29 protein-coding genes, 1 tRNA gene and 1 pseudogene are annotated in these 23,726 nt (G+C 67.4%); 14 read left to right on the plus strand and 17 right to left on the minus strand.

Translation table 11 applies throughout. From position 1 onward, the window contains the following. Positions 1-449, plus strand: a pseudogene (locus CEX88_RS23505) (HNH endonuclease signature motif containing protein); the annotation flags it as partial. 130 nt (positions 450-579) lie between these two features. Here CEX88_RS23505 and CEX88_RS23510 read toward each other — a convergent pair. The 3 genes from CEX88_RS23510 to pgm all read right to left on the minus strand — a co-directional run bounded on the left by CEX88_RS23510 (position 580) and on the right by pgm (position 3,661). Continuing rightward, positions 580-652: transfer RNA gene (locus CEX88_RS23510), tRNA-Ala, on the minus strand. Positions 653-707: 55 nt separating this feature from the next. Then, positions 708-2,030, minus strand: coding sequence for an MFS transporter (locus CEX88_RS23515; RefSeq protein ID WP_094295340.1), 1,323 nt, complete (start codon positions 2,028-2,030; stop codon positions 708-710). Further along, positions 2,027-3,661 carry a phosphoglucomutase (alpha-D-glucose-1,6-bisphosphate-dependent) gene (gene pgm, locus CEX88_RS23520; protein ID WP_094295341.1) on the minus strand — a complete coding sequence of 545 codons (1,635 nt, stop codon included), beginning with the start codon at positions 3,659-3,661 and terminating at the stop codon, positions 2,027-2,029. The genes CEX88_RS23515 and pgm overlap by 4 nt, the downstream gene beginning before the upstream one ends. Before the next feature lie 60 nt (positions 3,662-3,721). Here pgm and crcB (CEX88_RS23525) point away from each other — a divergent pair, with 60 nt between their 5' ends. The 5 genes from crcB (CEX88_RS23525) (at position 3,722) to mbtN (ending at position 7,539) form a co-directional block, all read left to right on the plus strand. Then, complete coding sequence (crcB, locus tag CEX88_RS23525) at positions 3,722-4,093, plus strand: fluoride efflux transporter CrcB (protein ID WP_066844653.1); 372 nt, start codon at positions 3,722-3,724, stop codon at positions 4,091-4,093. Next, positions 4,078-4,455 carry a fluoride efflux transporter CrcB gene (crcB, locus tag CEX88_RS23530; RefSeq protein WP_066844650.1) on the plus strand — a complete coding sequence of 126 codons (378 nt, stop codon included), beginning with the start codon at positions 4,078-4,080 and terminating at the stop codon, positions 4,453-4,455. Before crcB (CEX88_RS23525) ends, crcB (CEX88_RS23530) begins: the two co-directional genes overlap by 16 nt. 65 nt (positions 4,456-4,520) lie before the next feature. Next, on the plus strand, positions 4,521-4,790 hold the full coding sequence (locus tag CEX88_RS23535; protein WP_082693853.1) for an acyl carrier protein: 270 nt from the start codon (positions 4,521-4,523) through the stop codon (positions 4,788-4,790). After that, positions 4,787-6,367, plus strand: a complete 1,581-nt coding sequence (gene mbtM, locus CEX88_RS23540) for a long-chain-fatty acid--ACP ligase MbtM (protein ID WP_082961706.1) — start codon at positions 4,787-4,789, stop codon at positions 6,365-6,367. Before CEX88_RS23535 ends, mbtM begins: the two co-directional genes overlap by 4 nt. Next, positions 6,364-7,539 carry a mycobactin biosynthesis acyl-ACP dehydrogenase MbtN gene (mbtN, locus tag CEX88_RS23545; protein WP_094295342.1) on the plus strand — a complete coding sequence of 392 codons (1,176 nt, stop codon included), beginning with the start codon at positions 6,364-6,366 and terminating at the stop codon, positions 7,537-7,539. The genes mbtM and mbtN overlap by 4 nt, the downstream gene beginning before the upstream one ends. 27 nt (positions 7,540-7,566) lie before the next feature. Here mbtN and CEX88_RS23550 read toward each other — a convergent pair whose 3' ends face one another. From CEX88_RS23550 to CEX88_RS23560, 3 genes are all read right to left on the minus strand, one after another. Continuing rightward, positions 7,567-8,175 (minus strand): GNAT family N-acetyltransferase, encoded by a 609-nt coding sequence (locus CEX88_RS23550; protein ID WP_094295343.1) that lies wholly within the window; start codon positions 8,173-8,175, stop codon positions 7,567-7,569. A gap of 64 nt (positions 8,176-8,239) precedes the next feature. After that, positions 8,240-8,935 (minus strand): proteasome protein, encoded by a 696-nt coding sequence (locus CEX88_RS23555; protein ID WP_094295344.1) that lies wholly within the window; start codon positions 8,933-8,935, stop codon positions 8,240-8,242. Positions 8,936-8,967: 32 nt separating this feature from the next. Then, positions 8,968-9,336, minus strand: a complete 369-nt coding sequence (locus CEX88_RS23560; RefSeq protein ID WP_094295345.1) for a DUF488 domain-containing protein — start codon at positions 9,334-9,336, stop codon at positions 8,968-8,970. 19 nt (positions 9,337-9,355) lie between these two features. On the opposite strand from CEX88_RS23560, the gene CEX88_RS23565 reads away from it, so the two are divergent. Beyond that, a complete protein-coding gene (locus CEX88_RS23565) occupies positions 9,356-9,550 on the plus strand; it encodes a hypothetical protein (RefSeq protein WP_094295346.1) in 195 nt (64 codons plus the stop codon). Positions 9,551-9,552: 2 nt separating this feature from the next. Here CEX88_RS23565 and CEX88_RS23570 read toward each other — a convergent pair whose 3' ends face one another. Then, on the minus strand, positions 9,553-10,092 hold the full coding sequence (locus CEX88_RS23570) for a TetR/AcrR family transcriptional regulator (protein ID WP_094295347.1): 540 nt from the start codon (positions 10,090-10,092) through the stop codon (positions 9,553-9,555). Further along, positions 10,076-10,531 carry an SRPBCC family protein gene (locus CEX88_RS23575; protein WP_094295348.1) on the minus strand — a complete coding sequence of 152 codons (456 nt, stop codon included), beginning with the start codon at positions 10,529-10,531 and terminating at the stop codon, positions 10,076-10,078. Before CEX88_RS23575 ends, CEX88_RS23570 begins: the two co-directional genes overlap by 17 nt. A gap of 71 nt (positions 10,532-10,602) precedes the next feature. Here CEX88_RS23575 and CEX88_RS23580 point away from each other — a divergent pair, with 71 nt between their 5' ends. Next, positions 10,603-11,322 (plus strand): TVP38/TMEM64 family protein, encoded by a 720-nt coding sequence (locus CEX88_RS23580; protein ID WP_094295349.1) that lies wholly within the window; start codon positions 10,603-10,605, stop codon positions 11,320-11,322. Here the strand turns inward: CEX88_RS23580 and CEX88_RS23585 are convergent. The 5 genes from CEX88_RS23585 to CEX88_RS23605 are packed head-to-tail and all read right to left on the minus strand — an operon-like array spanning position 11,319 to position 15,217. Further along, positions 11,319-11,921 (minus strand): carboxymuconolactone decarboxylase family protein, encoded by a 603-nt coding sequence (locus CEX88_RS23585; protein ID WP_094295350.1) that lies wholly within the window; start codon positions 11,919-11,921, stop codon positions 11,319-11,321. The genes CEX88_RS23580 and CEX88_RS23585 overlap by 4 nt on opposite strands. Position 11,922: 1 nt before the next feature. Beyond that, positions 11,923-12,786, minus strand: coding sequence for a TIGR03619 family F420-dependent LLM class oxidoreductase (locus CEX88_RS23590; RefSeq protein ID WP_094295351.1), 864 nt, complete (start codon positions 12,784-12,786; stop codon positions 11,923-11,925). Then, positions 12,783-13,613 carry a TauD/TfdA dioxygenase family protein gene (locus CEX88_RS23595; RefSeq protein WP_094295352.1) on the minus strand — a complete coding sequence of 277 codons (831 nt, stop codon included), beginning with the start codon at positions 13,611-13,613 and terminating at the stop codon, positions 12,783-12,785. The genes CEX88_RS23590 and CEX88_RS23595 overlap by 4 nt, the downstream gene beginning before the upstream one ends. Further along, positions 13,614-13,937 carry a hypothetical protein gene (locus tag CEX88_RS23600; RefSeq protein ID WP_094295353.1) on the minus strand — a complete coding sequence of 108 codons (324 nt, stop codon included), beginning with the start codon at positions 13,935-13,937 and terminating at the stop codon, positions 13,614-13,616. Then, on the minus strand, positions 13,934-15,217 hold the full coding sequence (locus tag CEX88_RS23605) for an aromatic ring-hydroxylating oxygenase subunit alpha (RefSeq protein WP_094295384.1): 1,284 nt from the start codon (positions 15,215-15,217) through the stop codon (positions 13,934-13,936). The genes CEX88_RS23600 and CEX88_RS23605 overlap by 4 nt, the downstream gene beginning before the upstream one ends. 130 nt (positions 15,218-15,347) lie before the next feature. Here CEX88_RS23605 and CEX88_RS23610 point away from each other — a divergent pair, with 130 nt between their 5' ends. From CEX88_RS23610 to CEX88_RS23625, 4 genes are all read left to right on the plus strand, one after another. Beyond that, positions 15,348-16,265: a LysR family transcriptional regulator gene (locus CEX88_RS23610; RefSeq protein WP_094295354.1), complete on the plus strand. Its 918-nt coding sequence runs from the start codon at positions 15,348-15,350 to the stop codon at positions 16,263-16,265. 137 nt (positions 16,266-16,402) lie between these two features. Further along, on the plus strand, positions 16,403-17,116 hold the full coding sequence (locus CEX88_RS23615) for a Crp/Fnr family transcriptional regulator (RefSeq protein WP_094295385.1): 714 nt from the start codon (positions 16,403-16,405) through the stop codon (positions 17,114-17,116). Positions 17,117-17,163: 47 nt separating this feature from the next. Next, positions 17,164-17,367, plus strand: coding sequence for a hypothetical protein (locus CEX88_RS23620; protein ID WP_126315883.1), 204 nt, complete (start codon positions 17,164-17,166; stop codon positions 17,365-17,367). A gap of 153 nt (positions 17,368-17,520) precedes the next feature. After that, the gene (locus CEX88_RS23625; protein WP_094295386.1) at positions 17,521-18,375 is read left to right on the plus strand and encodes a SigB/SigF/SigG family RNA polymerase sigma factor; all 855 of its coding nucleotides are present in this window, start codon (positions 17,521-17,523) and stop codon (positions 18,373-18,375) included. Positions 18,376-18,423: 48 nt separating this feature from the next. Here the strand turns inward: CEX88_RS23625 and CEX88_RS23630 are convergent, their stop codons facing one another. The 3 genes from CEX88_RS23630 to CEX88_RS23640 form a co-directional block, all read right to left on the minus strand. Continuing rightward, positions 18,424-18,807 (minus strand): DUF4267 domain-containing protein, encoded by a 384-nt coding sequence (locus tag CEX88_RS23630; protein ID WP_094295355.1) that lies wholly within the window; start codon positions 18,805-18,807, stop codon positions 18,424-18,426. 57 nt (positions 18,808-18,864) lie between these two features. After that, positions 18,865-19,293 carry a VOC family protein gene (locus CEX88_RS23635; RefSeq protein ID WP_094295356.1) on the minus strand — a complete coding sequence of 143 codons (429 nt, stop codon included), beginning with the start codon at positions 19,291-19,293 and terminating at the stop codon, positions 18,865-18,867. A gap of 68 nt (positions 19,294-19,361) precedes the next feature. After that, positions 19,362-20,282 carry an extracellular catalytic domain type 1 short-chain-length polyhydroxyalkanoate depolymerase gene (locus CEX88_RS23640; RefSeq protein WP_094295357.1) on the minus strand — a complete coding sequence of 307 codons (921 nt, stop codon included), beginning with the start codon at positions 20,280-20,282 and terminating at the stop codon, positions 19,362-19,364. Between the two features lie 145 nt (positions 20,283-20,427). On the opposite strand from CEX88_RS23640, the gene CEX88_RS25955 reads away from it, so the two are divergent. Then, entirely contained in the window at positions 20,428-20,721 is a 294-nt protein-coding gene (locus CEX88_RS25955) for a hypothetical protein (protein WP_126315884.1), read from the plus strand. Positions 20,722-20,723: 2 nt separating this feature from the next. Here the strand turns inward: CEX88_RS25955 and CEX88_RS23645 are convergent, their stop codons facing one another. Then, positions 20,724-22,055, minus strand: a complete 1,332-nt coding sequence (locus tag CEX88_RS23645) for an APC family permease (protein WP_094295358.1) — start codon at positions 22,053-22,055, stop codon at positions 20,724-20,726. A gap of 236 nt (positions 22,056-22,291) precedes the next feature. On the opposite strand from CEX88_RS23645, the gene CEX88_RS23650 reads away from it, so the two are divergent. Beyond that, on the plus strand, positions 22,292-23,725 hold the full coding sequence (locus CEX88_RS23650; protein WP_094295359.1) for a DUF4185 domain-containing protein: 1,434 nt from the start codon (positions 22,292-22,294) through the stop codon (positions 23,723-23,725). Position 23,726 lies beyond the last annotated feature (1 nt).

The raw sequence follows: 23,726 nt of genomic DNA on the forward strand, positions 1-23,726 counted from the left end.
TGGGCCTCGCCTGCGGGGCAGACAACCGCAGCGTCAACGAGGACGGCGGCTGGACCACCCGAATGAACGAGCGCTGCGAGGTCGAATGGCTTCCGCCGCCCGAACTGGACACCGGCCAGGCGCGGCTGAACTACTACCACCGCCCCGAACGGCTCCTGCGACCCGACGACCAACTCTCGACGCCCTCCACCGACCCGGCCGACACCCCGGATCAAGACACGGCATCGGACGCCCAGCCCGCCGACGAAGACCAAGTGGTCGACGACGAGGGGCATGCGGTAGCACCCGGCGACGACAACGAGATAGCCGACGAAGTCGCAAACCCGCACTCGAATGCTGAGCCCGCCGACGACAACCAGGTCACCGAAGCCGAATCGGGCGCCGCGGTGTCAACTGCCGGATCCACTGAGCCCGGCGGACCGGCACCCCCAGGAGACCAGGCCGCCTGACGGCCAAAGCGAGAAAGCCCCAGCATGCGCCTCGGATCATCAGAGGGCGCGAAATGAAGATGCCTCTGATGCAGGCCAAGGAACGACGAAACCCGCCCCGGCCAATGGCCGAAGCGGGCTTTCAATCGAGTGGAGCTAAGGGGACTCGAACCCCTGACCCCCACACTGCCAGTGTGGTGCGCTACCAGCTGCGCCATAGCCCCTGAAGTCGTGCCCATCGAAGTTACACCACCTGCCGGAAGCGCTCAAAATCGCTGGTTACGGCACTTCCCCGCCAGCCTCGGGGCCGATTGCCCGCGCCGGCGTGTGCTCGGCGGGCCGGGGCCGCGTCTCCGGCGCGAACACCCATCCCAGCGCGGCCAGCCCCAGGATCGCCCCGCTGACCACGAACGCCGCGCCGAACGAGGTCTGCTCGGCGATCTGGCCCACCACAAGCGATCCGATGATCGAACCCAGGTCGGCCATCATCTGGAAGACCGCGACCGCGGTACCCCCACGCGCCTTGTTCCCCACGATGTCGGCCACCGCGGCCTGCTGCGGCGAGACGAAGATGCCCGTCGCCGCACCCGTGATGTACGCCGCGACCAGGAAGATCGGCAGCGACGTCGTGAAGCCCACGAGAATCGTCGACACCGCCGACACCGTCAGCCCGACGATCAGCAGCTTGCGCCTGCCGATCCGGTCGGACAGATACCCGCTGGGAATTACCACTGAGACGTTGCCGATCGCGAACGTCGCCAGCGCCAGGCCCGCCGCACCCGCCCCGTGGCCGAGGCCCTCGACCACAAACAGTGGCACCAGCGCGATGCGCAACCCGAACGCCGCCCACCCCGTGCTGAAGTTCGAGAACAACGCCGCGCGGTAGGCGCGGTGGCGCAGCACCTGACGTATCGAGACCGCCGCCTCCGCCGTCTGCTCCGGCGCCGCCAGCGTGCTGCCGCGTAGGCTGACGAACACCACGCCCGCCGCGACCATCAGCGCCGCACCGTAAATCACAAACGGCGCCGCCAACCCGAAACCCGCTGTGAGGCTGCCCAGCACCGGACCGCCGACCGAGCCGACCAAAAACCCCGTCGAGAACAGGCCCGCCACCCGTCCGCGCGCGTTCTCCGGTGAGATCCGGATCATCAGCCCCAGCGACGACACCGTGAACATCGCCGAGCCCAATCCGCCCAGCGAGCGGAACGCCAGCAGCTGCCAGTACGTCTGCGCGAACGCGCACGCCCCGGTCGACAACGCGACGATGATCAGGCCGCTGATGTAGACCCGACGCTCCCCCAGCCGCTGCACGAGCAAGCCGGCGGGCGGCGCGGCGATCAACCGCATCAACGCGAATGCCGTGATGACGAACGTGGCCGCGCTGATGCTCACCCCGAAGTGACGGGCGTACTGCGGCAGCACGGGCGCCACCACCCCGTAACCGAGCGCCACCACGACGTTGGCGCCGACGAGCAGCCAGACCTCGCGCGGGAGCTTCGGCTTGGCCTCCGTCTCGTTGGCCCCAGCCTGGTTGGCCCCAGCCTGGTCGGCCCCCGCCGCATCGGGCCCCGTCGAGCTGTCGCCCTCGGGTTCAGAACTCACCCGATGACCCTATTGACCACCTCGCGCGCCGCTTCCTGCACCTCCGCCAGATGCTCGGGCCCCTTGAACGACTCGGCGTAGATTTTGTAGACGTCCTCGGTGCCCGACGGCCGCGCCGCGAACCACGCGTTCTCCGTCGTCACCTTCAACCCGCCCAGCGGTGCCCCGTTGCCCGGCGCCGTCGTCAACTTCGCGGTGATCGGTTCACCGGCCAGCTCGGTCGCCGAGACCTGCTCCGCCGACAGCTTGGACAGCCGCGCCTTCTGCTCACGGTCGGCCGGCGCGTCGACGCGCGCATACGTTGGGGCGCCGTACTTCTCGGCTAGCTTGCCGTAGCGCTGCGACGGCGTCTCACCCGTCACCGCCAAGATCTCCGAAGCCAGCAGCGCCAGGATGATGCCGTCCTTGTCGGTCGTCCACACCGACCCGTCGTGGCGCAGAAACGACGCCCCCGCGCTCTCCTCACCGCCGAAACCGATTGTCCCGCTCAGCAACCCGTCGACGAACCACTTGAAACCGACCGGTACCTCGACCAGTTCGCGACCCAGCCCGGCGACCACCCGGTCGATGATCGACGAACTGACCACCGTCTTGCCGACCGCGGTCGACGCCGGCCATGACGGCCGGTGCGAGAACAGGTAATCGATCGCGACCGCCAGGTAGTGGTTGGGGTTGAGCAGCCCACCGTCTGGGGTGACGATTCCGTGCCGGTCGGAGTCCGCGTCGTTTCCGGTCCCGATTTGGTACCGGTCTCGGTGGGCGATCAGCGATGCCATCGCGTTCGGCGAGCTGCAGTCCATCCGGATCTTGCCGTCGGTGTCCAGCGTCATGAACCGCCACGTCGCGTCGACCAGCGGGTTGACCACCGTCAGATCGAGGTTGTGGCGTTCGGCGATCGCGCCCCAGTATTCGACGCTCGCGCCGCCGAGCGGGTCGGCGCCGATGCGGATCTTCTCGGCGCTGATCGCGTGCAGGTCGACGACGTTGGGAAGATCCGCGACGTAGGCGTCGAGGTAGTCGTGGCGCTGCGCGCTCTGCAGCGCCCGCGCCAGCGGCACCCGCTTGACCCCTTTGAGCCCGTCACGCAGCAGTTCGTTGGCCCGTTTGGCGATCGCACCCGTGGCGTCGGTGTCGGCGGGCCCGCCGTGGGGCGGGTTGTACTTGAATCCGCCATCCCGAGGCGGGTTGTGCGACGGCGTGACGACGATCCCGTCGGCCAGGCCACCCTCGCGACCCCGGTTGAACGTGAGGATCGCGTGGCTGACCGCCGGTGTCGGCGTGTACCGATCGGCCGAATCGATCATCGCCACAACGTCATTGGCTGCCAGCACCTCCAACGCCGACGCCCAGGCCGGTTCGGACAGCGCATGGGTGTCGCGGCCGATGAACAGCGGACCGGTGGTGCCCTGTGCGGCGCGGTACTCGACGATCGCCTGCGTCGTGGCCACGATGTGCGCCTCGTTGAACGCCGCATCAAGGCTGGAACCTCGATGCCCGGACGTGCCGAACGCCACCTGCTGATCGACGTTCTCGGGGTCCGGTTCTCGGGTGTAGTACGCCGTCACCACCGAAGCGATGTCGATGAGGTCCTCGGGCTGGGCCGGCTTTCCGGCTCGGGGGTGGGGCGCCATGTACCCGATTCTGCTCCTTGTCGCCATGCGGCGTGCTCGGGTGCGGCCATACTTTGGCTTGTGCTTGGTTACGACGGCCGCGAGGTGCTCGCCGTGTTCGTCGGCGGTGCGCTGGGCACCCTGGCCCGTGCCGCGATCGAGACGCTCCTTACGCCCGAACCCGGGCACTGGCCCTGGCCGACGTTCGCCGTCAACATCGTCGGCGCGTTCGTCCTGGGATACGTGGCCACGCGACTCCCAGACGACAGCTACCGCCGCCCACTGCTGGGCACCGGTTTCTGCGGCGGACTGACCACCTTCTCGACCATGCAGGTCGAGATCCTCAGGATGATCGAGCGCGATCATTTCGTGCTGGCGGCCGGATATGCGTCGGCCAGCATCGTCGCCGGTCTCGCCGCGGCCTGGGTGGCATCGGAATGGGCACGACGATGACGGTCGCGGTGTGGCTGGGCGTCGCGGTCCTCGGCGGGGTCGGAGCGGTGCTGCGCTTCCTCGTCGATCGCACGGTGTCACACCGGCTGAGCGGGGCATTCCCATCGGGCATTTTCGTGGTCAACATCTCCGGCGCGCTGGTGCTCGGCCTGCTCGCCGGCCCCGAACTGGGCCCTACCGCCGCACTGCTGGCCGGTGTCGCGCTCCTAGGCGCGTACACGACGTTCTCGACCTGGATGCTGCAGACCCTTGAACTCGGCGCGGACCGCCGCATCGGACTCGCGATCGCGAACATCGTCGTCAGCCTGGCGCTGGGCATCGCGGCCGCGGCGTTGGGAATGTGGATCGGGACAAGGCTGTGAGATTGTCCGCGAGCAGCGCGGGTAAGCCTAGCCTTACCTGATCCGACGTAGTACCGTCGCGTGCCGTGAACCCGTCTACTCCAGAAGCCGTCAGCGTCGCGCTGGCCGAGATCCTGCGCGACGACATGAACGTCGACGTCCGACGAGTCACCCGCGACTCCCGCCTGATCGACGACGTCGGCCTCGACTCGGTCGCGTTCGCGGTGGGGATGGTGGCCATCGAAGACCGGCTGGGCGTGGCGCTGAGCGAAGAGGACCTGCTCAGCTGCGACACGGTCGGCGATCTGGAAGCGGCCATCCTGGCCAAATCGGCTGCCGCATCCACGAACTCGTGACTGAGCTCTCCGCAGCCCTGTCGGCGGCGATGTCGGGGGCCTCGACGACGTTGTCCGTCCTCGACGCGGAAGCCGGCTCGTGGGCACACCATCCGTGGCAGGAGGTCCACGCGCGTGCCGAGAACGTGGCCGAGCGGATCGCCGACGACGAAGCGACAGCCGTCGGCCTGGTCGGTGAACCCACCGTCGAGTTCGTCGCAGCCATTCCCGGCGCGTTCTTCGCCGGCGCCGGGTTGTCGATCCTGCCCGGGCCCATCCGGCGCGCCGACCCCGAACAGTGGGCGCAGACCACGCTGGACCGGTTCGCCTCCATCGGCGTGACGTCGGTGTTCAGCCACGGTGACGAACTGGCGCTGTTGAGCAAGCACGCGGACACGATCGCCGTTCACGACCTCCTCGAGGTCGGCCACCCGCACCGCTCCACGTCCTTTCGCGGCCCGGACACCGCAGACGTCGCGATCCTGCAGGGGACCGCGGGGTCGACGGGAACGCCTCGCACGGCACAGATTTCGCCCGCCGCGTCGCTGGCCAACCTGCGCGGGCTGATCGAGAGGGTCAACGTCAACGACCGGTCCCGACTGCACAGTTGGTTGCCGATCTACCACGACATGGGGTTGGCCTTCCTGCTGACCGCGACGCTCGGGCAGGCCGACCTGTGGCAGGCGCCCACGTCGGCATTCGCCGCTTCCCCGTTCAACTGGCTTCAGTGGCTGATGGAAACCAAAGCCACGATGACCGCGGCGCCGAACATGGCCTTCAACCTCATCGGCAAGTACGCGGGCCTCGTCAAGGACCTCGACCTCAGTCACCTCGGTTTCACGCTCAACGGCGGAGAACCGGTGGACTGCGCAGGCTACCAACGCTTCGCCGACGAAATGGCACGCTTCGGGTTCAACCCCAATTCCCTCGCCCCGTCCTACGGGCTGGCCGAATCCACTTGTGCGGTCAGCGTTCCCCAACCGTTCACCGGCCTTCGCGTCGACGACGTACAGGTCATCAGCGACGGCAGCGAGACCACGCGCCGCTTCGCGATCCTCGGTCACGCTATCCCGGGCATGGAGATCCGCATCAACATCGACGCCGAGCACACCACCGAGGTGACCGGTCGCGAGGTCGGTGAGGTCGAGGTCCGCGGCACGTCGCTGATGACGGGATACGTCGGCGAGCCCCCGATCGACCGGAACTCGTGGCTGCCCACCGGAGATCTCGGCTATCTCACCGACGACGGGCTGGTCGTCTGTGGCCGGGCCAAGGAGCTCATCACGGTGGCCGGTCGCAACGTGTTCCCCAATGAGATCGAGCGCATCGCCGCCGAGATCGACGGTGTCCGTGACGGTTGCGTGGTGGCCGTCGGAACCGGCGAGTCCTCGGCGCGGCCAGGGTTGGTGATCGCCGCGGAGTTCAAGGGCGACGACGAGCCCGGTGCCCGCAGCCAGATCGTGGCCCGCGTCGCGTCGCACTGCGGCGTGGTGCCCGCCGATGTGGTGTTCCTCAAACCCGGTGCGCTGCCCCGCACCTCGTCGGGCAAGCTTCGCCGGCTCGAAGTCAAGCGCACGTTGGAGGGAGCAAGCCGATGACGGCCACCGCCGACGCACCGGACGCACCGCCGCTCGAAGACTACCGCGACCTGCTCGAGCGGGTCTTCGACAATCGCGTCACCGCGTGGACGGCGGAAGCCGAAGAGACGGAACGGTTCCCGCGCAAACTCATCGAGTATCTCGGCGAGTCGGACGTGTTCGCCGCCAAGTGGCCGCCGGGACAACAGTATCCCGACGTCGCGAAGGTCATCGAGCTCGCCCGCAAGCTGGGTTGGCTGGGCTCGGCGGGCATCGGGGTCGGCGTGGGACTGCACGATTCCGCGATCGCGATCCTGCGTCGCTTCGGCAAGTCGGATTACCTGAAGGAGATCGCCGAGCAGGCGATCCGCGGCGAGGCCGTGCTGTGCATCGGCGCCTCCGAGCAGTCGGGCGGATCCGACCTGCAGATCGTCGGCACCGAAGTGCGTTCTGTCCGCGACGGTTTCGAGGTCAAGGGCATCAAGAAGTTCGTCTCGCTGTCCCCGATCGCCGACCACGTCATGTGCGTGGCCCGCAACGTCGACCACGATCCCAACAGCAAGCACGGCAGCGTCGTGGTGATCGCGGTGCCGCTGGCCCAGTGCGAGATCCAGACGCCGTACCGCAAGGTCGGCGCCGGTCCCCTCGACACGGCCGCCGTGCACATCGACACCTGGGTGCCCGCCGACGCTCTGGTCGCCCGCGCCGGCATCGGCCTGGCCGCCATCTCCTGGGGGCTGGCCCAGGAGCGGATGTCGGTGGCGGGGCTGGTGTCGACGTCAGTACAGCGGGTCATCGGAATCACGCAGGCGCGCATGATGGTTCGCAAGCAGTTCGGCAACAGCCTGTGGGAGCATCAGGCGCTGCGGCTGCGGATGGCCGACCTGCAGGCACGCGTCGACATGCTGCGCTACGCACTTGACGGGGTCGCCGCGACCGGAAAGCTCGACCTTCGCACCGCCGCCGCGATGAAGGTCAACGCCGCCCGCCTCGGCGAAGAGGTGATGAATGAGTGCATGCACCTCTTCGGCGGGTCCGGCTATCTCCTCGAGGAGACTCCGCTCGGAAGATGGTGGCGGGACATGAAACTGGCGCGCGTCGGCGGGGGCACCGACGAGGTGCTGTGGGAGTTGGTCGCGGCCGGGATGAAGCCCGACCACGACGGCTACGCCGAGTTCAACCAGCTGCCCTGAAACCGCTCGGGCGGGCGACCGTCGGCGCTACGCGCGCGGCAGTGCGTACAGCGCCATGCGCCGGTTCGACATGTCGTGCTCCCCGAGGAACTCGCAGCCGGCGTGTTCGCAGACATCGCGTGCGCCCTTGTTCCGGTGGTCCGGATCGAACATGATGCGGCGGCACTGCGGGTCGAGCTCGAAGATGTTGGCGGTCAACCGCGGTAACAGGATCGGCGCGATACCGCGGTTGACGAAGCGCAATTCCGCGATCGCCGCGTGCATCCCGATGTCGTGAGGTTCGGCGTCATATCGCCGAGCGATCGAATCCTTGGCGGCCCGGTACAACTCGACGTAGACGAAGGGTTGCCCTCGGAACGAGCCGACGAACGGCCTGGAGTACTCGCCTGCCAACTGTGCGCTCAGATACCGGTGCCACCGCTCGGGGGGCCAGTCGTACTCCCAGGCCTCGACAAGGTGCGGGCGGTTCATCCACTCCGAGATCATCTCCGCATCCGCGTCCGGATCGGCCAGCCGGACGAAGTACGGCTCGGCGAGCACCGGCGTGGGTGGTGCCGCGACCTCACGTACCGCATCGGAAACGTCGGTCAGCTCCCGCGGAAGGACGGGCGTGGGTGCATCGTCGATCTCGGTCATCGCCCGCCGAGCCTACCGGAACGACTAAGGCAAGACTTACCTTCCCCGCCTGGACTTCTGCCCCTCAGTTGAAGAGGTCGTCGAGGGCCCGCTGTTCGAGTTCGGTCCACCGGTGCACGTTGTCCCGGACCTCGGCGACGGCTTCCTCGTCGAGATGCCGGGCCCCGTCCGGCGTGATCCGGCAGAGGTCCATCGGCCCACCGACGCTCGGGGACGTCGCGTCCAGCGCGTCGAGCACCCGCAACGCGGCCACCAGGCCGTAGTCCACGCTGCGTTCGCCCATCTCGAAGTGCGCCAGAAGCGCATGGGCCTGCTGAGCCATCGGCGATCCGCTGCCCACCGCGTGGAAACCGATCTCCTCGTAGCGGCCGATCAACCCGTGTGGATCGATGTCGACGATGAACGGGTCTCCGTTCGCGTAGCCTGCGGCGAGAACGTAGGTGGCCGGGGTTGCGCCGGGCTTACCCGCAGGCACGTCTTCGATGAAGTTCGCGTAGTGGTGCTTGAGCACCGGCAGGACTCGACCTTGCAGGGCATGGCCGATGTCGGGCGCTTCCACGATCGCGTCCGGTTCGTTGTCGAAGATCTGCTCGAGGTCGTAAAGCACCGCACGCGACCCGCTGCCGCCCCACGCGGCGCGTTTTCCGAGCGGGTGCAGCTTCTGAGCCGGATAGCTCAGTCCGCGTTCGGGGTCGGTGATCTGCGAGTCCGAGGCCATCGCGATCCCGTCGGCGCAGCGGATGGCGAGTACGACGGTCATCGCGGCAGTTTCGACGGCATGCGCCGATCGTCTCACGCCGCCCGGGTCAGTAGGTCGCGCAGGACGGCCGCATGGCTTCCGTCGACGTCGCGGGTTGCGGTCGTGAGCACCACCGGACCTTCGGCCGCCAGGCCGCGCAGTTCGTCGAGCGCCTGCGCAGCCTCCTCGGTTTCCAGTTCGGCCGTGTAGCGGGCGACGAACTCGTCGAACCGTTCCTGCCGGTGCGCATACCAGCGCCGCAGCTCGGTCGACGGCGCCACCGCCCGCAGCCACTGCCCGACCCGCGGATCGTCCTTGCGGATTCCTCGCGGCCACAGCCGGTCCACCAGAACCCGGGTGCCGTCGTGCTCCCCCGGCGGGTCATAGACCCGTGCAACCTCGACGCTTGGCCGGCCACCCATGCGGTGAGATGGTAGGGGCATGGCGGTGGACCGAGTGGCGGATCTGCAGCGATGGCAGGACTCCGGTGCCATCTGGGAAGTGCGGACGCGACGCGAAGGCAGTGTGACGGTCGCGCTGCTGCGCTGCGACGGCGGCGAGGAGGTCGACGTGTTCACCTCCGAGGACCCGCAGCTGCTCGCGTTCATCGGCGAGCGTCGAAGCAGTGAAGACTGACGTCATCGACGCTGTGCGCGGATCAGGTCGGTGAACGCGGCGGCCGCGGCGTCCACGCCGTCGAGGTCCTCGGTAGCGATGAGGTCCAGCAGCAGGCCGCGGGCCACTGCGAGGCCGAGCCGCATCATCGCCGGGTCGGCCGTGCCACTCAGATCTTGCGAGAGCCAATCCTCGACCGCGGCAGGCAGCATCCGCGTGAACGGTTGCTCGCCCTGCACTCCCCGCGCGTAGCACTCGAAGAACAGCCGTTCGAACGGGCGGAGATCGGGCCTTCGCAGATTGGCCCACATCGCCGCGATGGCCTCGGCGGGATCGGCCGGCAAGTCGTGGGTCAGCGCCATCTGGCGTCGCTCGACCTCGCCGACGATCGCCAACAGCAGTTCGTCACGCGACCCGAAGTGGTGCAGCAGCATGCGATGACTGGTGCCGACCGCGGCGGCGAGATCACGAAGCGACCGGTCACCGATGCCGTTGCGCGCGACCTCCGCGACGAGCCCGTCGAGCAGTTCCTGCCGACGCCGAGCGTCAGGCGGACGGGCCATCGAGCCGGTGCAGCTGCTCGCAGCGTGCCTTCAAACCCTCGGCTTCGAGGTCGAGGTAGCGCTTCGTCATCGACCGCATCAGCAACCCGACCAGAGCCCCGACCGGGCCTCGTTGTTCGAGCCGTTGATGGATACGCGTACGCGCTTGCGAGTCGGCGCTGACGGGGCTGACGTGGTGGCGGGCCACCGTGAGCCCGCCCGGCGAGCGCTGCACCCATGTCCACGAGGCACCGGGCGTCACCTCGGTGACCTCCCAGACCAACTTCGGCATTCGCGGTTGCTTGATCTCGAACCTGTTGCCGACGGCCAACTCTCGGCTGTCCAACGCCACAAGGCGGGTCACCGAGGCGGTCCACTCCGGCCAGCGCTCGACATCGCTGAACACGTCCCATACGACGGCGGCGGGTGCGTCGATCTCGGCGCCACACTCAGTAATCATGTACCAAATGGTACATTCATTGCGTCACCGTGGGAAGTGCGTATCCGCGCGTGCGGCAAGATTGCCTGGACATGACCCTCAACGACCGCCCCCCGACCCGTCGGTGGCACATCCTCCGGCTCGTGCTGTTCGCGGCGTTCCTGCTCGGGTTGTTCTATCTGGTCGCCGTTTCCGGCGTGGTCGACGTCGACCATGTCCGCCGCACAGTGGCCTCCACGGGCCCCATCGCACCGCTGGTCTACGTCGTGGTGTCGGGGCTGCTGGGCGCGGTGTTCGTGCCCGGGCCGATCCTCGCCGCCGCCAGCGGAGTGTTGTTCGGCCCGGTCGTGGGCACGTTCGCCACCCTCGGCGCGACGGTCACTACCGCGTGCGTCACCAGCCTGATCGGCAGGCGGGCCGGACGCGACAGCGCGCGCGCACTCCTCGGCGAGGCGCGAGCAAAAAGGCTCGACGATCTCATCGCGCGGGGCGGGCTGTGGGCCGTCGTCGGCCAGCGCTTCGTTCCGGGCATCTCCGACGCGCTCGCGTCCTATGCCTTCGGCGCGTTCGGAGTTCCGTTGTGGCAGATGGCCGTCGGCGCGTTCATCGGGTCCGTCCCGCGCGCGTTCGTGTACACCGCGCTGGGGGCCTCGATCGCGGATCTGTCGTCTCCGCTGGCGTTCACGGCGATCGCGGTGTGGTGCGTCACCGCCGTCGCCGGTGCGTTCGCCGCACACCGGGGCGTGCGGAGTTGGCGCAGACGGGATCGGCGCAGCGACGACGAACCGGCGCCCGAAGCGGGAGACTCCTAGTCCGGAAGCGTCGCGCTGCCCGGCGGCGGGGCGAGCTGCCAGGTGTCGCAGGCCATCGCGAGCATCGCGTAGGTGCCGACGACGAAAATCAACTCCATCGCCTGGTGGGTACCGAGTTCGTCGACGAGACGACGCCATCTGTCGGGTGCGGCCCGGCCGCGGGCGAGCAACTCGTCGGTTGTCTCGAGCACCAGCCGGTCCACTCCGTCGAACTCAGCGTTACCGCGGGCGATCCGGGCGATCTCGTCGTCCGACAAGCCGCCCGCCTTGGCGATCTTCACGTGCTCGCCCCAGAAGAACGACGAGCGCCGCGCATGGGCGAGCCGCAACACCGCCAGCTCGCGTAGCCGCAGCGGCAGCTCGCCGCGCTGCAGCAGAAATGCGTTGTAGCCGAGGAACTTCCGCGCCATCTTCGGGTGCCGGACCAGCACGCCGATGATGTCGAAGTTGAGCGGATCCCTGGGTTCTCCCGAGCCGGCCCGCGGAACGTCGTCGCCTGGAACCCCCATCAGCGCGCCGACAGCCTCGTATTCGTCGTCGCCCCACTCCTCGGCGGTCAGCGGCGTCAGCAGTGGATGGCCGATCGCGTCTTGGGTCATGTCACCTCTCATCGTCTTGGCGGTGCAACTCCGCGAGTGCGTGAATCTGCTCGAGGTAGTGCTCGAGCGACCGGTGGACGAATCGCGCGGACACGGTCGTCGTGCCCGCATCCGCCATCTCGCGCAGGGTCTTTCGCGTCGCGTCGGGGTCATCGACCGGGTCGAGCGGGCGGTCGGCGGCGAGCACGACCTCGAAGCCGGGCGGTATCTCGCGCGCCTTGAGCCACTCCCCCGCGGTCGCGACCGAGATGCCGAACGGCGCCCAGCCTTCGGCGAGCGTGAGTGCCCGCCGTAGCGACCGTTTGGTCCGGCCGCCCACCCAGATCGGCATATGGGGCTGCAGTGCGCACGGGTCGACGATGAGCCCGCCGAACGAGTAGTACTCGCCGTCGTAGGAGGGCTCGTTGCTCGCCAGCGCGGCGCGCAAGGCGCGCAGGGCGTCGTCGGCGCGCGGGCCGCGATCCTCGAACGGCGCGCCAAGGAGGTCGAACTCCTCCTTGAGTGAGCCGACACCGACCCCGAGGATGAGACGCCCACGGCTGACGTGATCCAGTGTGCCGTAACGCTTCACGATGGCCAGCGGATGGTGGTATCCCAGCACCAGGGTCATCGTGGCGAGCCGGATCCGTTCAGTGCGGGCGGCTACGAAACCGAGGGTCGCCAGCGGGTCCCAGTACCTGGCACCGCGCCGCCCGGCCTCCGATGCCGGGATTCCGATGTGCTCGCTGCAGGTCAGGTGGTGGTAACCGAGCCTGTCGGCCGCTTCGGCGACGCGGCCGATGTCCTCGACTCCTGCGTCGCGCTCCCACGTCAACGCCGCCCCGGCGACGTTGGTGACGACCGGTGTCGCGATGCCCAGCTTCAATTCAGTGGCTCTTCGCCCGCCAGGATGGTCCGGTGCATCAGGCGACCGCTGTCGGCGGCGTAGGGCAGGGCGCGGTGCATGGTGCCGGTGTTGTCCCAAATCAGCAGGTCGCCGACTTCCCACTCGTGGCGATACACGTATTGCGGTTGGGTGGCCCAATCACGAAGGCGGGCAAGCAGAGCGCGGCTCTGTTCGACGGGCATGCCGACCACGTAGTCGGCTGTCGCGCCGAGCAGCAGCGACTTGCGGCCCGACTGGTGCGTCCACACGATGGGGCACGCCTTGGTCGGGGACTTCTGCCAGAACGCGATCTCGTCGTAGCTCATCTCGGGTGTGACATAGTACTGAGATCGCTCGGCGCTGTGCACGACCCGAAGGTCGGCGATCAGATCCTTGTCGGCCTGCGGCAGATCGTCGTATGCGGCGTAGGTGTTGCAGAACTCCGTATCGCCCCCGGTTTCAGAGAGTTTCACGGCTCGGAGCAACGTCGCCAAATTCGGGTAGGGCTGCAGGGAGCCGTCGAAGTGCCAGAACAGCGAGCCCTTCAGGTATTTCGCGCGTTGGTTGACGTTCTCGTCGAGCGAGATCTTATAGATCCCCTCCTCGCCCTCGTTGGCCACCACGGTGCCCAACGTTGCGGCGATCGCGACCTGTTGCTCGTCGCTGATCTGCAACCCGCGGAAGAACACCACGCCGCGTTGTTCCAGTGTGTCCCTGATCTTCTCGGCGGCGCGGCCGCTCAGCAGGGTGTCGAGATCAGTTCTGATCTCGCTGCCGATCCTCGGGGTCAGGTCGGCGACGTCCAGTTGTGCGGAGGTCAGGCTCACTCAGCTCACCCTCGTCAGTATCGTGTTGGCCGAATGTTTGACTCGCGGTTGGTTCCACAGCTCGACTGCGAGTGAGACCGTGATCAGCGAGTAGAGCAGGTTGCGCAGGTTGGCGACGTCCTCGGGCAGCGGCTCGGCGTAGTCGAACTTGTCGACGTAGGCAAGAGCTTCCTCGGCGTAGGGGAAGATCTCGTCGTAGAAGGCCCGGATCTGTTCCATGGAACTGTTGACCCGCTTGACGTAGCGCGCGTGGCCGTCCTCGATGGCCCATTCCGGCACGAGGTGCTCGAGGTGCGAAAACCCCGGCGGCAGAGTCGTGTTCATCGCATCGCCTTCTGCTCTTCGCCGGCCTCGACGTAATCGCCAACGACTTTGTGGAAGTGGCGAAGCAGGATCTCCTCGTCGTTCATCGTGAAGTGGGTGAGCGCGCCGCTGTTCAGCATGGCCTGCAGACCCTCCGACGGGCTGGCGTCCTCGAGGATGATGTCGTTGAGGAACGTGACCGTCAGCTCCTGGCCCAGCCGCTCCCTGTGCGTTCTCGGCGGCTGGTAATAGGCCTCGGTTTCGAAGATGTGCGAGTGCGGCCCGGTGGGCCAGTGCGTGTGGACGGTGAATCCGGACGCACCGAAGATCAGCACGAAGTTCGGGAAGAACTGGAACGAGTCGAAGCCGTACTTCTCCGACCGTGTGGGGTTGATACCGGCAGGCATCGGCCCGCGGTCGGCCTTCTTGTTCCACGGCCCGGCCGCGCTGGCCTCGAAGACGCACTCGATCGGCTTGGAGTACGGCGTCTTGCGGGATGGTTCACCGGAGAACGAGAACATCCGGTGCGGGCCTTTGAGCCGGTAGGCCAAAGCGTCGGTGAACGGATTCGGTTGGTCGAACGCGTCGCGGGCCTCGGCGGTGACCGCGCCGAACGATGACGCGTGCAGGTACGGCCCGTGATAGCTCTCGGCGAACCCGTCGAGGAAGATCTTCCAGTTGCACTGCAGTTCGGCCTTGAGCTTGTAGACCTGATGCGGGCCGGCGAACGGGTACCCCTCGATCTCGTGCGCCAACTCGCCCAGGAAATCGCGGACCGTCTCGGTGTTGTGCGGGTCGAGGTTGATGAAGATGAAGCCCTCCCACACCTCGCACTGGATGGCGGGCACCCGGCAGCTGTCCGCGTCGAAGTCGAGCAGCAGATCCTTGCGGGTGGCCGAGTGCAGTGAGCCGTCGAGCTTGTAGCGCCATCCGTGAAAGCGGCAGTACAGCAGCGGTGCGCGACCTTCGACCTCCTGGAACGGGTCGTCCTCCCACAGCATCTTGTTGCCCCGGTGCGGGCAGATGTTGTGAAACGCCCGGACCACGCCGTCCTTGCCCCGCACGATGATCACCGAGGTGTTGAGGAACGTCAGCTCACGGGTGAAGTAACTGCCCGACTTGGGCACACGCTCGATGCGGCCCATGTAGAGCCACGTCTTCTTGAAGACGTGCTCGCGTTCCTTTTCGTAGAACTCCTCGGAAACGCAGTCCTGAAGCGACACCGGACCACGACCCAGCTCGGGGTAGGCGTCGGTCCAGTGTCCGCTCGCGGGTTTGGTCACCAGGCTGTCGTGACTCAACGGTCTCTCCTGCGTCGGGCTGAAGACGGTAGGGGTGAAGGTACCGCCGCCGATATGGCCGAAACAGACCCGCGAGCGCAACACCCTGTTGCATATTTGGAACACCGCAGAGGGAAAGAACGCTAGAGCCATGGAACAGAACCTGCCCTTCGACGTCGACGCCCTGCTGATCTTCGGCAAGGTGGTGGAGAACCGAAGCCTGTCGAAGGCGGCCGCACTGTTGGGAATGCCGAAGTCGACCGTCAGCCGCAAGCTGACCAGGCTGGAGTCCGACCTGGGCATCAAACTGCTGCGCAAGAACACCCACCAGCTCACCGTCACCGATCTCGGCGAGCAGGTGTACGCCCACGCGGCCAACATCCTGACCGAGGCCAACGGTGTCCGCGCGCTCGTCGAGGGCAGCAGACAGGAGCCGCAGGGCGAACTGCGGGTGGCGATCCCCGTCTTCGTCGGCATCGACTACGCCTCCCGCGTCGGTGCGGCGTTCCTGCAGCACTATCCGAATTCGCAGCTGGACATCCGGCTGGTCGACCGGGTGGTTGACCCAGTCCGCGACGGGTTCGACGTGGTGTTCAGCACCGGACCGCTACAGGACTCCACGCTGATCGCGCGCAAGGTCTTCGACCTCGAGCTGTTCTTGTGCGCGTCACCGGATTTCCTTGCGCGCCTGCCCGAACCGGTCCGCGACCCCGCACAGTTGAACACGCTTCCGTTCATCGACTTCGGCTTCGGCGGACCTCGCAAGCTGACGGTCACCGCAAAGGCCGGCCTGCGCGAGCTGACACCGCCAGTCCGGGCGCGCGCCAACAACTTTCAGGTGTGTAAGCAGTACATCATGCAGGGCCTCGGGATCGGTGCGATGCCCACCCAGATCATCTGCACCAACGAGCTGCGCGAGGGCACCCTCGTCCCGGTGTTACCCGAGTGGCGCCTCGAGTCGCTCGACGTGCACATGATCTATCCGTTCGAGTTGTCCTTCTCCACCCTCATCAGCGCGTTCTACGCGACGGCATGCGAGATCATCGTCGAGAACACCGCGCGCCAGTAACGGCCGTCGCCGGCGCGCCGCCGGTCACACTTCGCCGCCCGTGACGGCCTCGAGCGGCACCAGATCCAGCGGTTTGCGTTTACGCCGGTCACAGCCGGGTAGCCCCGCACCCAACTGGGTTGGGAGTGGGCATGCTGATGGTCGCCGGCGCCACGGAAACGGGCGCGAGTTGTGGCAGTGAAGCCGTGCTGGCTCGCTCGGCGATCATGCGGGGGTTGGCGCCCGCGGACAAGGCGGCTCTGATCGACCGATTCGACTACGCCCGGTTCGGGCAGGGTGAGTGCATATATCCCGAAGGCCAACCCGATCACCGGCTCTACGTCGTCATCGAGGGCAAGGTCAAGATCGGCTGGCGGTCGGCGGAGTTCCCCGAGAAACTGCTCGCCGTCCTGGGCCCCTCGGAGATCTTCGGCGCCGAGTCGATGTTCGACTGCGCGCCTCGCACCGGTTCGGCCACGGCGCTCACCGCGGTGCTCGTCGCCGTCATCGACCGTGATGCGTTGCACGACTGCCTCGATGGCAACCCGCACATCACCGAGCAGCTGATGCGCCTTCTGGCGCGAAACCTACGACGCGCCGAAGACCTGATCACCGACCTGAACTTCACCGACGTTCCCGGCCGGATCGCCAAACAACTCCTTCACCTCGCGCAGCGATTCGGTGTCCGACAGGACCGGCAGTTGCGCCTCGACCACGGTCTCACTCAAGCGGAGATCGCCCAATTGGTCGGCGCGTCAAGGGAATCGGTCAACAAGGTGTTGTCGGAGTTCGTCCAGCGCGGCTGGATCACCGTCTGCGGTAAGAGCCTGGTGATTCACCAGACCGAACTCCTCGCCCGCCGGGCACGCTGACGCGCGAGCAAACTTTTTCGCGGCCGGGGGCGTTGTAACGACCGTCGGTGGGTAACTACAAAGGCATGGACCCCGACACGTTGGTGGCGATGGCAGGTTTGACGGCGCTGGGCGCCGCGGTGTTCACAGGCGCGGTTTGGGACAGCCCGCTCGTCTCTGCACCCGCCCGGCTCGGCAGGCAGCAGCGACCGTATGGCAAGCACGCCATGCCCGTCAGCACACCCAGAAAAGCGCGAGAGTTCGCCGGTTGACCACGGGAGCGCCCGTCGACGGTTACGCTGGGCAAAGGTCCCCGATAGGCGAGGTTTCGACGAACCGTCCGAAAGGGTAAACCGCAGCAGCCACAGGTTCAGATCCGAGCCGTGTGATCCATACGGCAGGGTCGGAAGTTAGGAGCCTGTGTGGTGTCAGAGGCGATTTCTGAGTACGCAGACGTGACGGAGATGTTCCGCCGCGTCAAAGCGCTGGACGAAGGATCACTTCCCTACCGGCGCCAGCGCGAGGCGATCGTCGACCGGACGTTGCCGCTGGCCGACCATGTCGCCCGGCGCTACCGCAACCGCGGTGAGCCGATCGACGACCTGGTGCAGGCGGCGCGGGTCGGCCTGGTCAACGCGGTCAACCGCTTCGACCCCGACAACGGCGCCGACTTCCTGTCCTTCGCGATCCCGACCATCATGGGCGAGGTACGCCGCCACTTCCGCGACTACGGCTGGGCGGTCAAGGTTCCGCGCAGGCTCAAGGACCTCCAGGGGCAGTTGGTGAAGGCCCGCGCGGAGTTGGCGCAGAACATCGGGCGCGCGCCGACGCCGTCCGAAGTCGCAGCCCACCTCGGCATCGAACGCGAAGCAGTGATGGAAGCGACGATCGCCAGCAGCAACTACTCCACGCTGTCGACCGACGTCCAGGCCTCGGCCGACGACGAGTTCCGCTCGGTCGGTGACACCCTCGGCGACATCGATCCGAATATCGACAAGGTGGTCGATCTCGAGACCGTACGGCCGTTGATCGCCGCGCTACCCGAGCGCGAAAAGACCGTGTTGGTGCTGCGCTTCTTCGAGAGCATGACGCAGACCCAGATCGCCGAACGGATGGGCTATTCGCAGATGCATGTGTCGCGCCTGCTCGCACAGGCACTTCGCAGGCTCCGTGAGCAGGTCCGTGAACCCGGCACCAACGGTGTGGAGGCCGAGACGACCGCACGGCGGCGACGCCGGTCTCCCGTCGCGACGGCGCCTAACCTCAAGCGTGGCGCCTGAGTCGCATCCGCGCGGCGCGAAGGCGGGTGCGAAATACGGTCTCGCCGTTCAGTTCTCGGCGCGTTGGGGCCGACGCAGCGCGCCCCACAGCCCGACCCCGATGCCGATGACCGCGCCGCCGAGGCCGATCACCCGCTGGGAGCGTCTCATCTCGTGGTGCACGCTCGAGCCACCCAGCAGGTCGGCCGCGTCGGCGCCGCCCGAGGCCAGGAACCAGCCTCTGGTGTCGCGGCCTCGCAGCGCGGATGCCAGCAGCAGCCCGCCGATGAGCGCGTCGCGATAACCCATTGAGCGCAGCAGCAACTGCGTCGTCGGCACCGGCTCGTCCGGATCGCCCCACAGCCGGTTGGCCCGAAGGGGATCGACCAGAAACGACACACCGGAGGCGAATCGGATGCTGCCAGCGACGAGCGCGGCGCGGTCGTAAGACATGGCCGCAGCCTAAGCCGCGGTCGTGTGCGACGACCTGGTTTTGCGGCCGAGTGGTACTCAGCCGACCGTGAACAGCTCGAGCTGAATGTTGTCGGGGTCGCGAAACACCACGGTCGCAAACGGAAACGGCTCATCGGCCGCACGGACACCGGAGTGTTCGATGCCGAATTCGTCGAGCCGTCGCGTCCACGCGTCCAACTCGTCTCGTGACGCCACGTTCAACGCCACGTGGTCCAAACCGGTTCGGGCTTCGTCGAATTGGTTTCCGTCGTTGCCGGTGTTGGTGTGCAGCCCGATCACGACGCCGGACCGCGGGTCGATCAGCAGTTCGCCGTATCCCGTGTCCTCGCGTTCGTAGTGGGGGAACTTCATCGGCAACCGGTCCGCCCCGAGCAGCCGTTGGTACCACGCCAGGCTGGCCTCGAGGTCGGTCACCGTGATGGAGATGTGGTGGATGCCGGTGATACCCGGGACGTCGTCGCTCATTCCGATCTCCTGTTCGTTTCGCGCCGGCTCCAGTCTGCCGTCACACCACCGTAGGCAGAAGCGTCAAATCACCTGCCGTGGGTTGCGAAGAACTGCCCGCTCGACTGGGAGGCGTCGAACGGGGCGAAGAAGCCGCCGGGCCAGACGTGGCCTCCGCCGTCGATCTGGACGAACACCACCTCGGTTCCGCCGGCACATCCGGCGGCGACGAACCGGTGGACGTTGCCGTGCGTCTCCTCGACCGGTGCGGGGCAGCCGTCGATCTCACGCCACCGCTGCGCCATCGCCGGCGCCGACACGATGTCGCTGGGCCCGCCGCGGCCCACCATCGGGCCGCCGGTGAACGGCACCACGGGGTCGGCGGTTCCGTGCACCGCCAACACCGACACCGGCTGCGACGGTGCGCAGGGGAAACCTGAGGCCAGCGTGCCCGCGACCGGTGCCGCGGCGGCGAAGACGTCGGCGCGTTCGCACGCCAGCCGCGAGGCCATGAAGCCGCCCGCCGAGGTTCCGGTCACGAAGACGTGGCCGGCGTCGACGCCGTACTCCTCGCGCAGCCGTTCGGCGAGCGCGACCAGGAACCCGACGTCGTCGACGCCCTGGCGGTCCGGTACCGAGGCGCCGCGGCCGTCGGCCCAACTCATATCGACGCCGTCGGGATAGGCGACGACGAACCCGTACTGATCGGCGATCGCGTTGTAGTTGGTGGCTCCGGACTGCGCCGGTCCGGTCATCCCCGCGCCGTGCAGGTTGAGCACGAGCCCGGCGGGGCGGTCGAGCCCAGGCGGGGCGTGCACGGTGTAGGTGCGGTTCAGCCCGCCGATTGCCAACGCGCCCGCCGCATCGCCTCCCGGGAACGCCGAAGCCTGTCCCCCGCCGAAGCCGAACAGCAGACACAGCGCCGCGAGCACGATCGCCGTTCGTGTGAGCAGCGAGGCCGCGGGCCCGCCGCGATGAGCACCTCTCAGATGAGCCGATAGCCCCGCCATCGTTCGTCCCCCCTGTCGAACTGCAGTCACCCCGCGAGAACGTAAACCACCGTCGCTTGCCGTGTTCACCTTTTATCCCGGGTCGGCCATATGCATGCGTTTGGCCGCAAAGTCGCCGGGTATTTCGTGCGGAACCTTGTCCCGGATGCCTATCGACGACCGGACAGTTTTGGTTACGTCACAGCTCACGTCGAGTCCCGCGGTCGCGCGCCTTCATCAATGGCCCGCGACGGTTGCGAGGTCGCTCACCGCAGCACTTCGGTTTCATCGCGGACCGCGCCGCCGAGGAGGTCGGCGTCTCGGCCGGCGCGAAGTCGACGCATACCGTCGCTCCGATGCGGACATGCTCGACGGCCACGCCTGCGATGCCGCCATCCTGATCGACGAAAACCAAAGCGTTCAAATGCATTTCCTGCGGGACGCGGTGCGCAAGCGCTGACGTCAGCGACGCGTCGCTGCCCGGGCCCCCAGATACAACGCCGCGCCCACCGCGATCAGGATCGCGGCAAAGAGCCAGACCTTGGCCGTCTGTTGGGTCAGCAGCAGCACACAGGACGCCACCCCCAGCACCGGCACGGCCGTCCAGACCCGGAAATGCGGGTGATCGACCGGGTCGCGGCGGAGCACCAGCACCGCGATGTTCGTCGAGATGAAGACGATCAACAGCAGCAGCACCACGGTTTCGGCGAGCGTCGACAAATCGCCGAGCAGGCTCAGCACCATGGCGACCGCGGTGGTCGCGACGATCGCCGTCCACGGTGTGCGCCTCTTCGGCAGCACGCGACCGAGCACGCTGGGCAGCAGGCCGTGTTCGGCCATGCCGTAGGTGAGCCTGCTGGCCATGATCATCGTCAGCAGCGCGCCGTTGGCGACGGCGACGAGCGCGATCGCGCTGAAGACCCAGTCGGGAACGCCGACGTCGGCCGCCGCGACCACGTCGAGCAACGGTCCCGAAGACTTCGCGACGTCCTCGGCGGGCAGGGCGATCGCGCTCGCCACACCGACCAGCGCGTAGAGCACGCCCGCGGTGATGAGCGCGCCGAACAGCGCGGTTGGATACACCTTGCTCGGATTACGAATCTCCTCGGCCACGTTCGCCGATGTCTCGAAGCCGACGAACGAGTAGTACGCGACGATCGCTCCGCTCAGAATCGCCAACGCCGGCGTGGCGCCCTCGGGAAACTCGGTCACGCGGCTGACATCACCGCGCCCGGCACCGACCATCATCGACACGGCGATCACGACGATCAGCAGACCGGTCAGCTCGATCACCGTCATCACGACGTTGCTCTTGACCGACTCGCTGATCCCCCGCGCGTTGAGGCATCCGATCAGTGCCAGGAACACGATGGCCGCCGGTACGGCCGGAACATCGATGAACGTCGTGAGATAGTCGCCGGCGAACGCGAGCGACAGACCGGCTGCGCTGGTCACCCCCGCGGCGAGCATGCAGAAGCCCACCAGGAACGAGATCACCGGTCGACCGAACGCCCGCTCCGCGAAAACCGCCGCACCGCCCGCCTTCGGATACTTGGTCACCAGTTCGGCGTAGGAGCCGGCGGTCAGCAACGCGAGCAGCAGCGCCAGCAGAAGCGGCGCCCACAGCGCACCGCCGACATCGCCGGCGAGAACGCCCATCAGCGCGTAGATCCCGGCGCCGAGCACGTCGCCGAGGATGAACAGAAACAGCAGCGGCCCGGTGATCTTGCGTTTGAGCTTGCCCTCCGTCGTCTCGTCGGGTTCGCCGGTGTGCGCTTCGGCCGGGGAGGTCATGCCGGTCTTGATACCCCACGCGACCGGTAAACATTCCGCACCCCCGTGTGGCTTGTGTGTGGAAACGATCGCTCAGAGCGATCGAGAACACTCAAAATCGCAGGGATGGGAAGTTGCGACACGGTCACAGGTGAGTACCTATCCGCGCACCAAGATCACAGCAGTCACTTTCGTCACTAACGTCACATCCGCCCATCGCTGACGTCTCATCGGCGCCCGCCTCCGAAAGGTGTGACATGTCGCCGCCTCCGCGCATCGCCTCGTTGTCGGTGGCGTCCGCAACCGTGATCGCCCTGAGCGCCGTGCTCGGCGTCGCCCCTTCGGCCACGGCGGAACCGTGCACCGGTGCCGCTGCGGCCGCGCAACCGCCTGCCGCGCCGAACACCGAAGCGACGCCGGCGCTACCGGGTGGCCCGCCGGTCGGCCACCGGCCTCGCAACACCAACGACGAAGCGCCGTTGCCGCGACTCGGCCGACTGCCCGCCGAGATCCTCCAGTCACTTTCTCCGCAGTCGGCGACCGTCGACCAGCAGGCCGCCGTCCGCCCCACGCCACCGCAGCCCGTGGCGGATCAGCCTGTCGCGCAGCAGGTTCCCGCTGCCGCCCCCGAGCCGCCTCCGCCGCCCGCACCGCCGGGGACGACGCTCGTCGGGTGGGTCACCGGCCCCGAGAGCCCGAACAACACGATCGGACGGTTCGCGATCACCGGCACCGACCTCGGAATCATGTGGGACAACGGCGATGCCGGCAATCGTCAGGTTCTGATGGCGTTCGGTGACACCTACGGCTACTGCAGCGTGCGGGGAAAGCAGTGGCGCTACAACGCGTTGTTGCGCACCCAGGACGGGGCGCTGTCGAAGACGGTCGCCGTGCCCGACGGCGCGCTCGCCAACCGTTACTCCGGTTCCCCGCTGTGGGCGCCCGGCCTGTCCAAGCAGATCATCAACAGCACCAAGTGGGCGCCGAACGAGAAGGGCATCATTCCGACCGCGGGCGTCGCGGTGGGCGGCAACCAGTTCGTGAACTTCATGTCGATCAAGAGCTGGGACGCCGACGGCCGGTGGACGACCAATTTCTCGGCCATCGCGGTCTCCCCCGACAACGGCGAGCACTGGGGCGTCTACCCCGGCACGGTGCGCGCCGCGCGCGAAGGCGACGTCCCGGATGCGCGTTACGTACGGGGCAACGAGAACTTCCAGCAGGGCGCGTTTCTCAAGCCGGGCGCGGATGATCCCTACCTGTACACGTTCGGGACGCCGGCGGGCAGAGGCGGCGCGGCGTTCATCGCGCGCATCCCGCAGGGAGCGGTGCCTGACCTCAACCGCTACGAGTACTGGAACGCCGACCAAAACGCCTGGGTACCACGGGATCCGGGAGCAGCCACGGTGGTGATCCCCGGTCCGGTCGGAGAGATGTCGGCCCAGTACAACACCCACCTCAAGCAGTACCTGGTGCTGTACTGCAACGGCGCCAACGACGTGGTGGCCAGGATGGCACCCACTCCGCAGGGACCGTATGGTCCCGAGCAGTTGTTGGTTCGGTCCTGGGATGTCCCCGGCGGCATCTACGCGCCGTTCTTGCATCCGTGGTCGACCGGCAAGGAGTTGTACTTCAACGTGTCGCTGTGGTCGGCCTACAACGTCATGCTGATGCGCACGGTGCTTCCGTGAC

Source organism: Mycobacterium neumannii (assembly GCF_002245615.1).
Classification (GTDB): Bacteria; Actinomycetota; Actinomycetes; order Mycobacteriales; family Mycobacteriaceae; genus Mycobacterium; species Mycobacterium neumannii_A.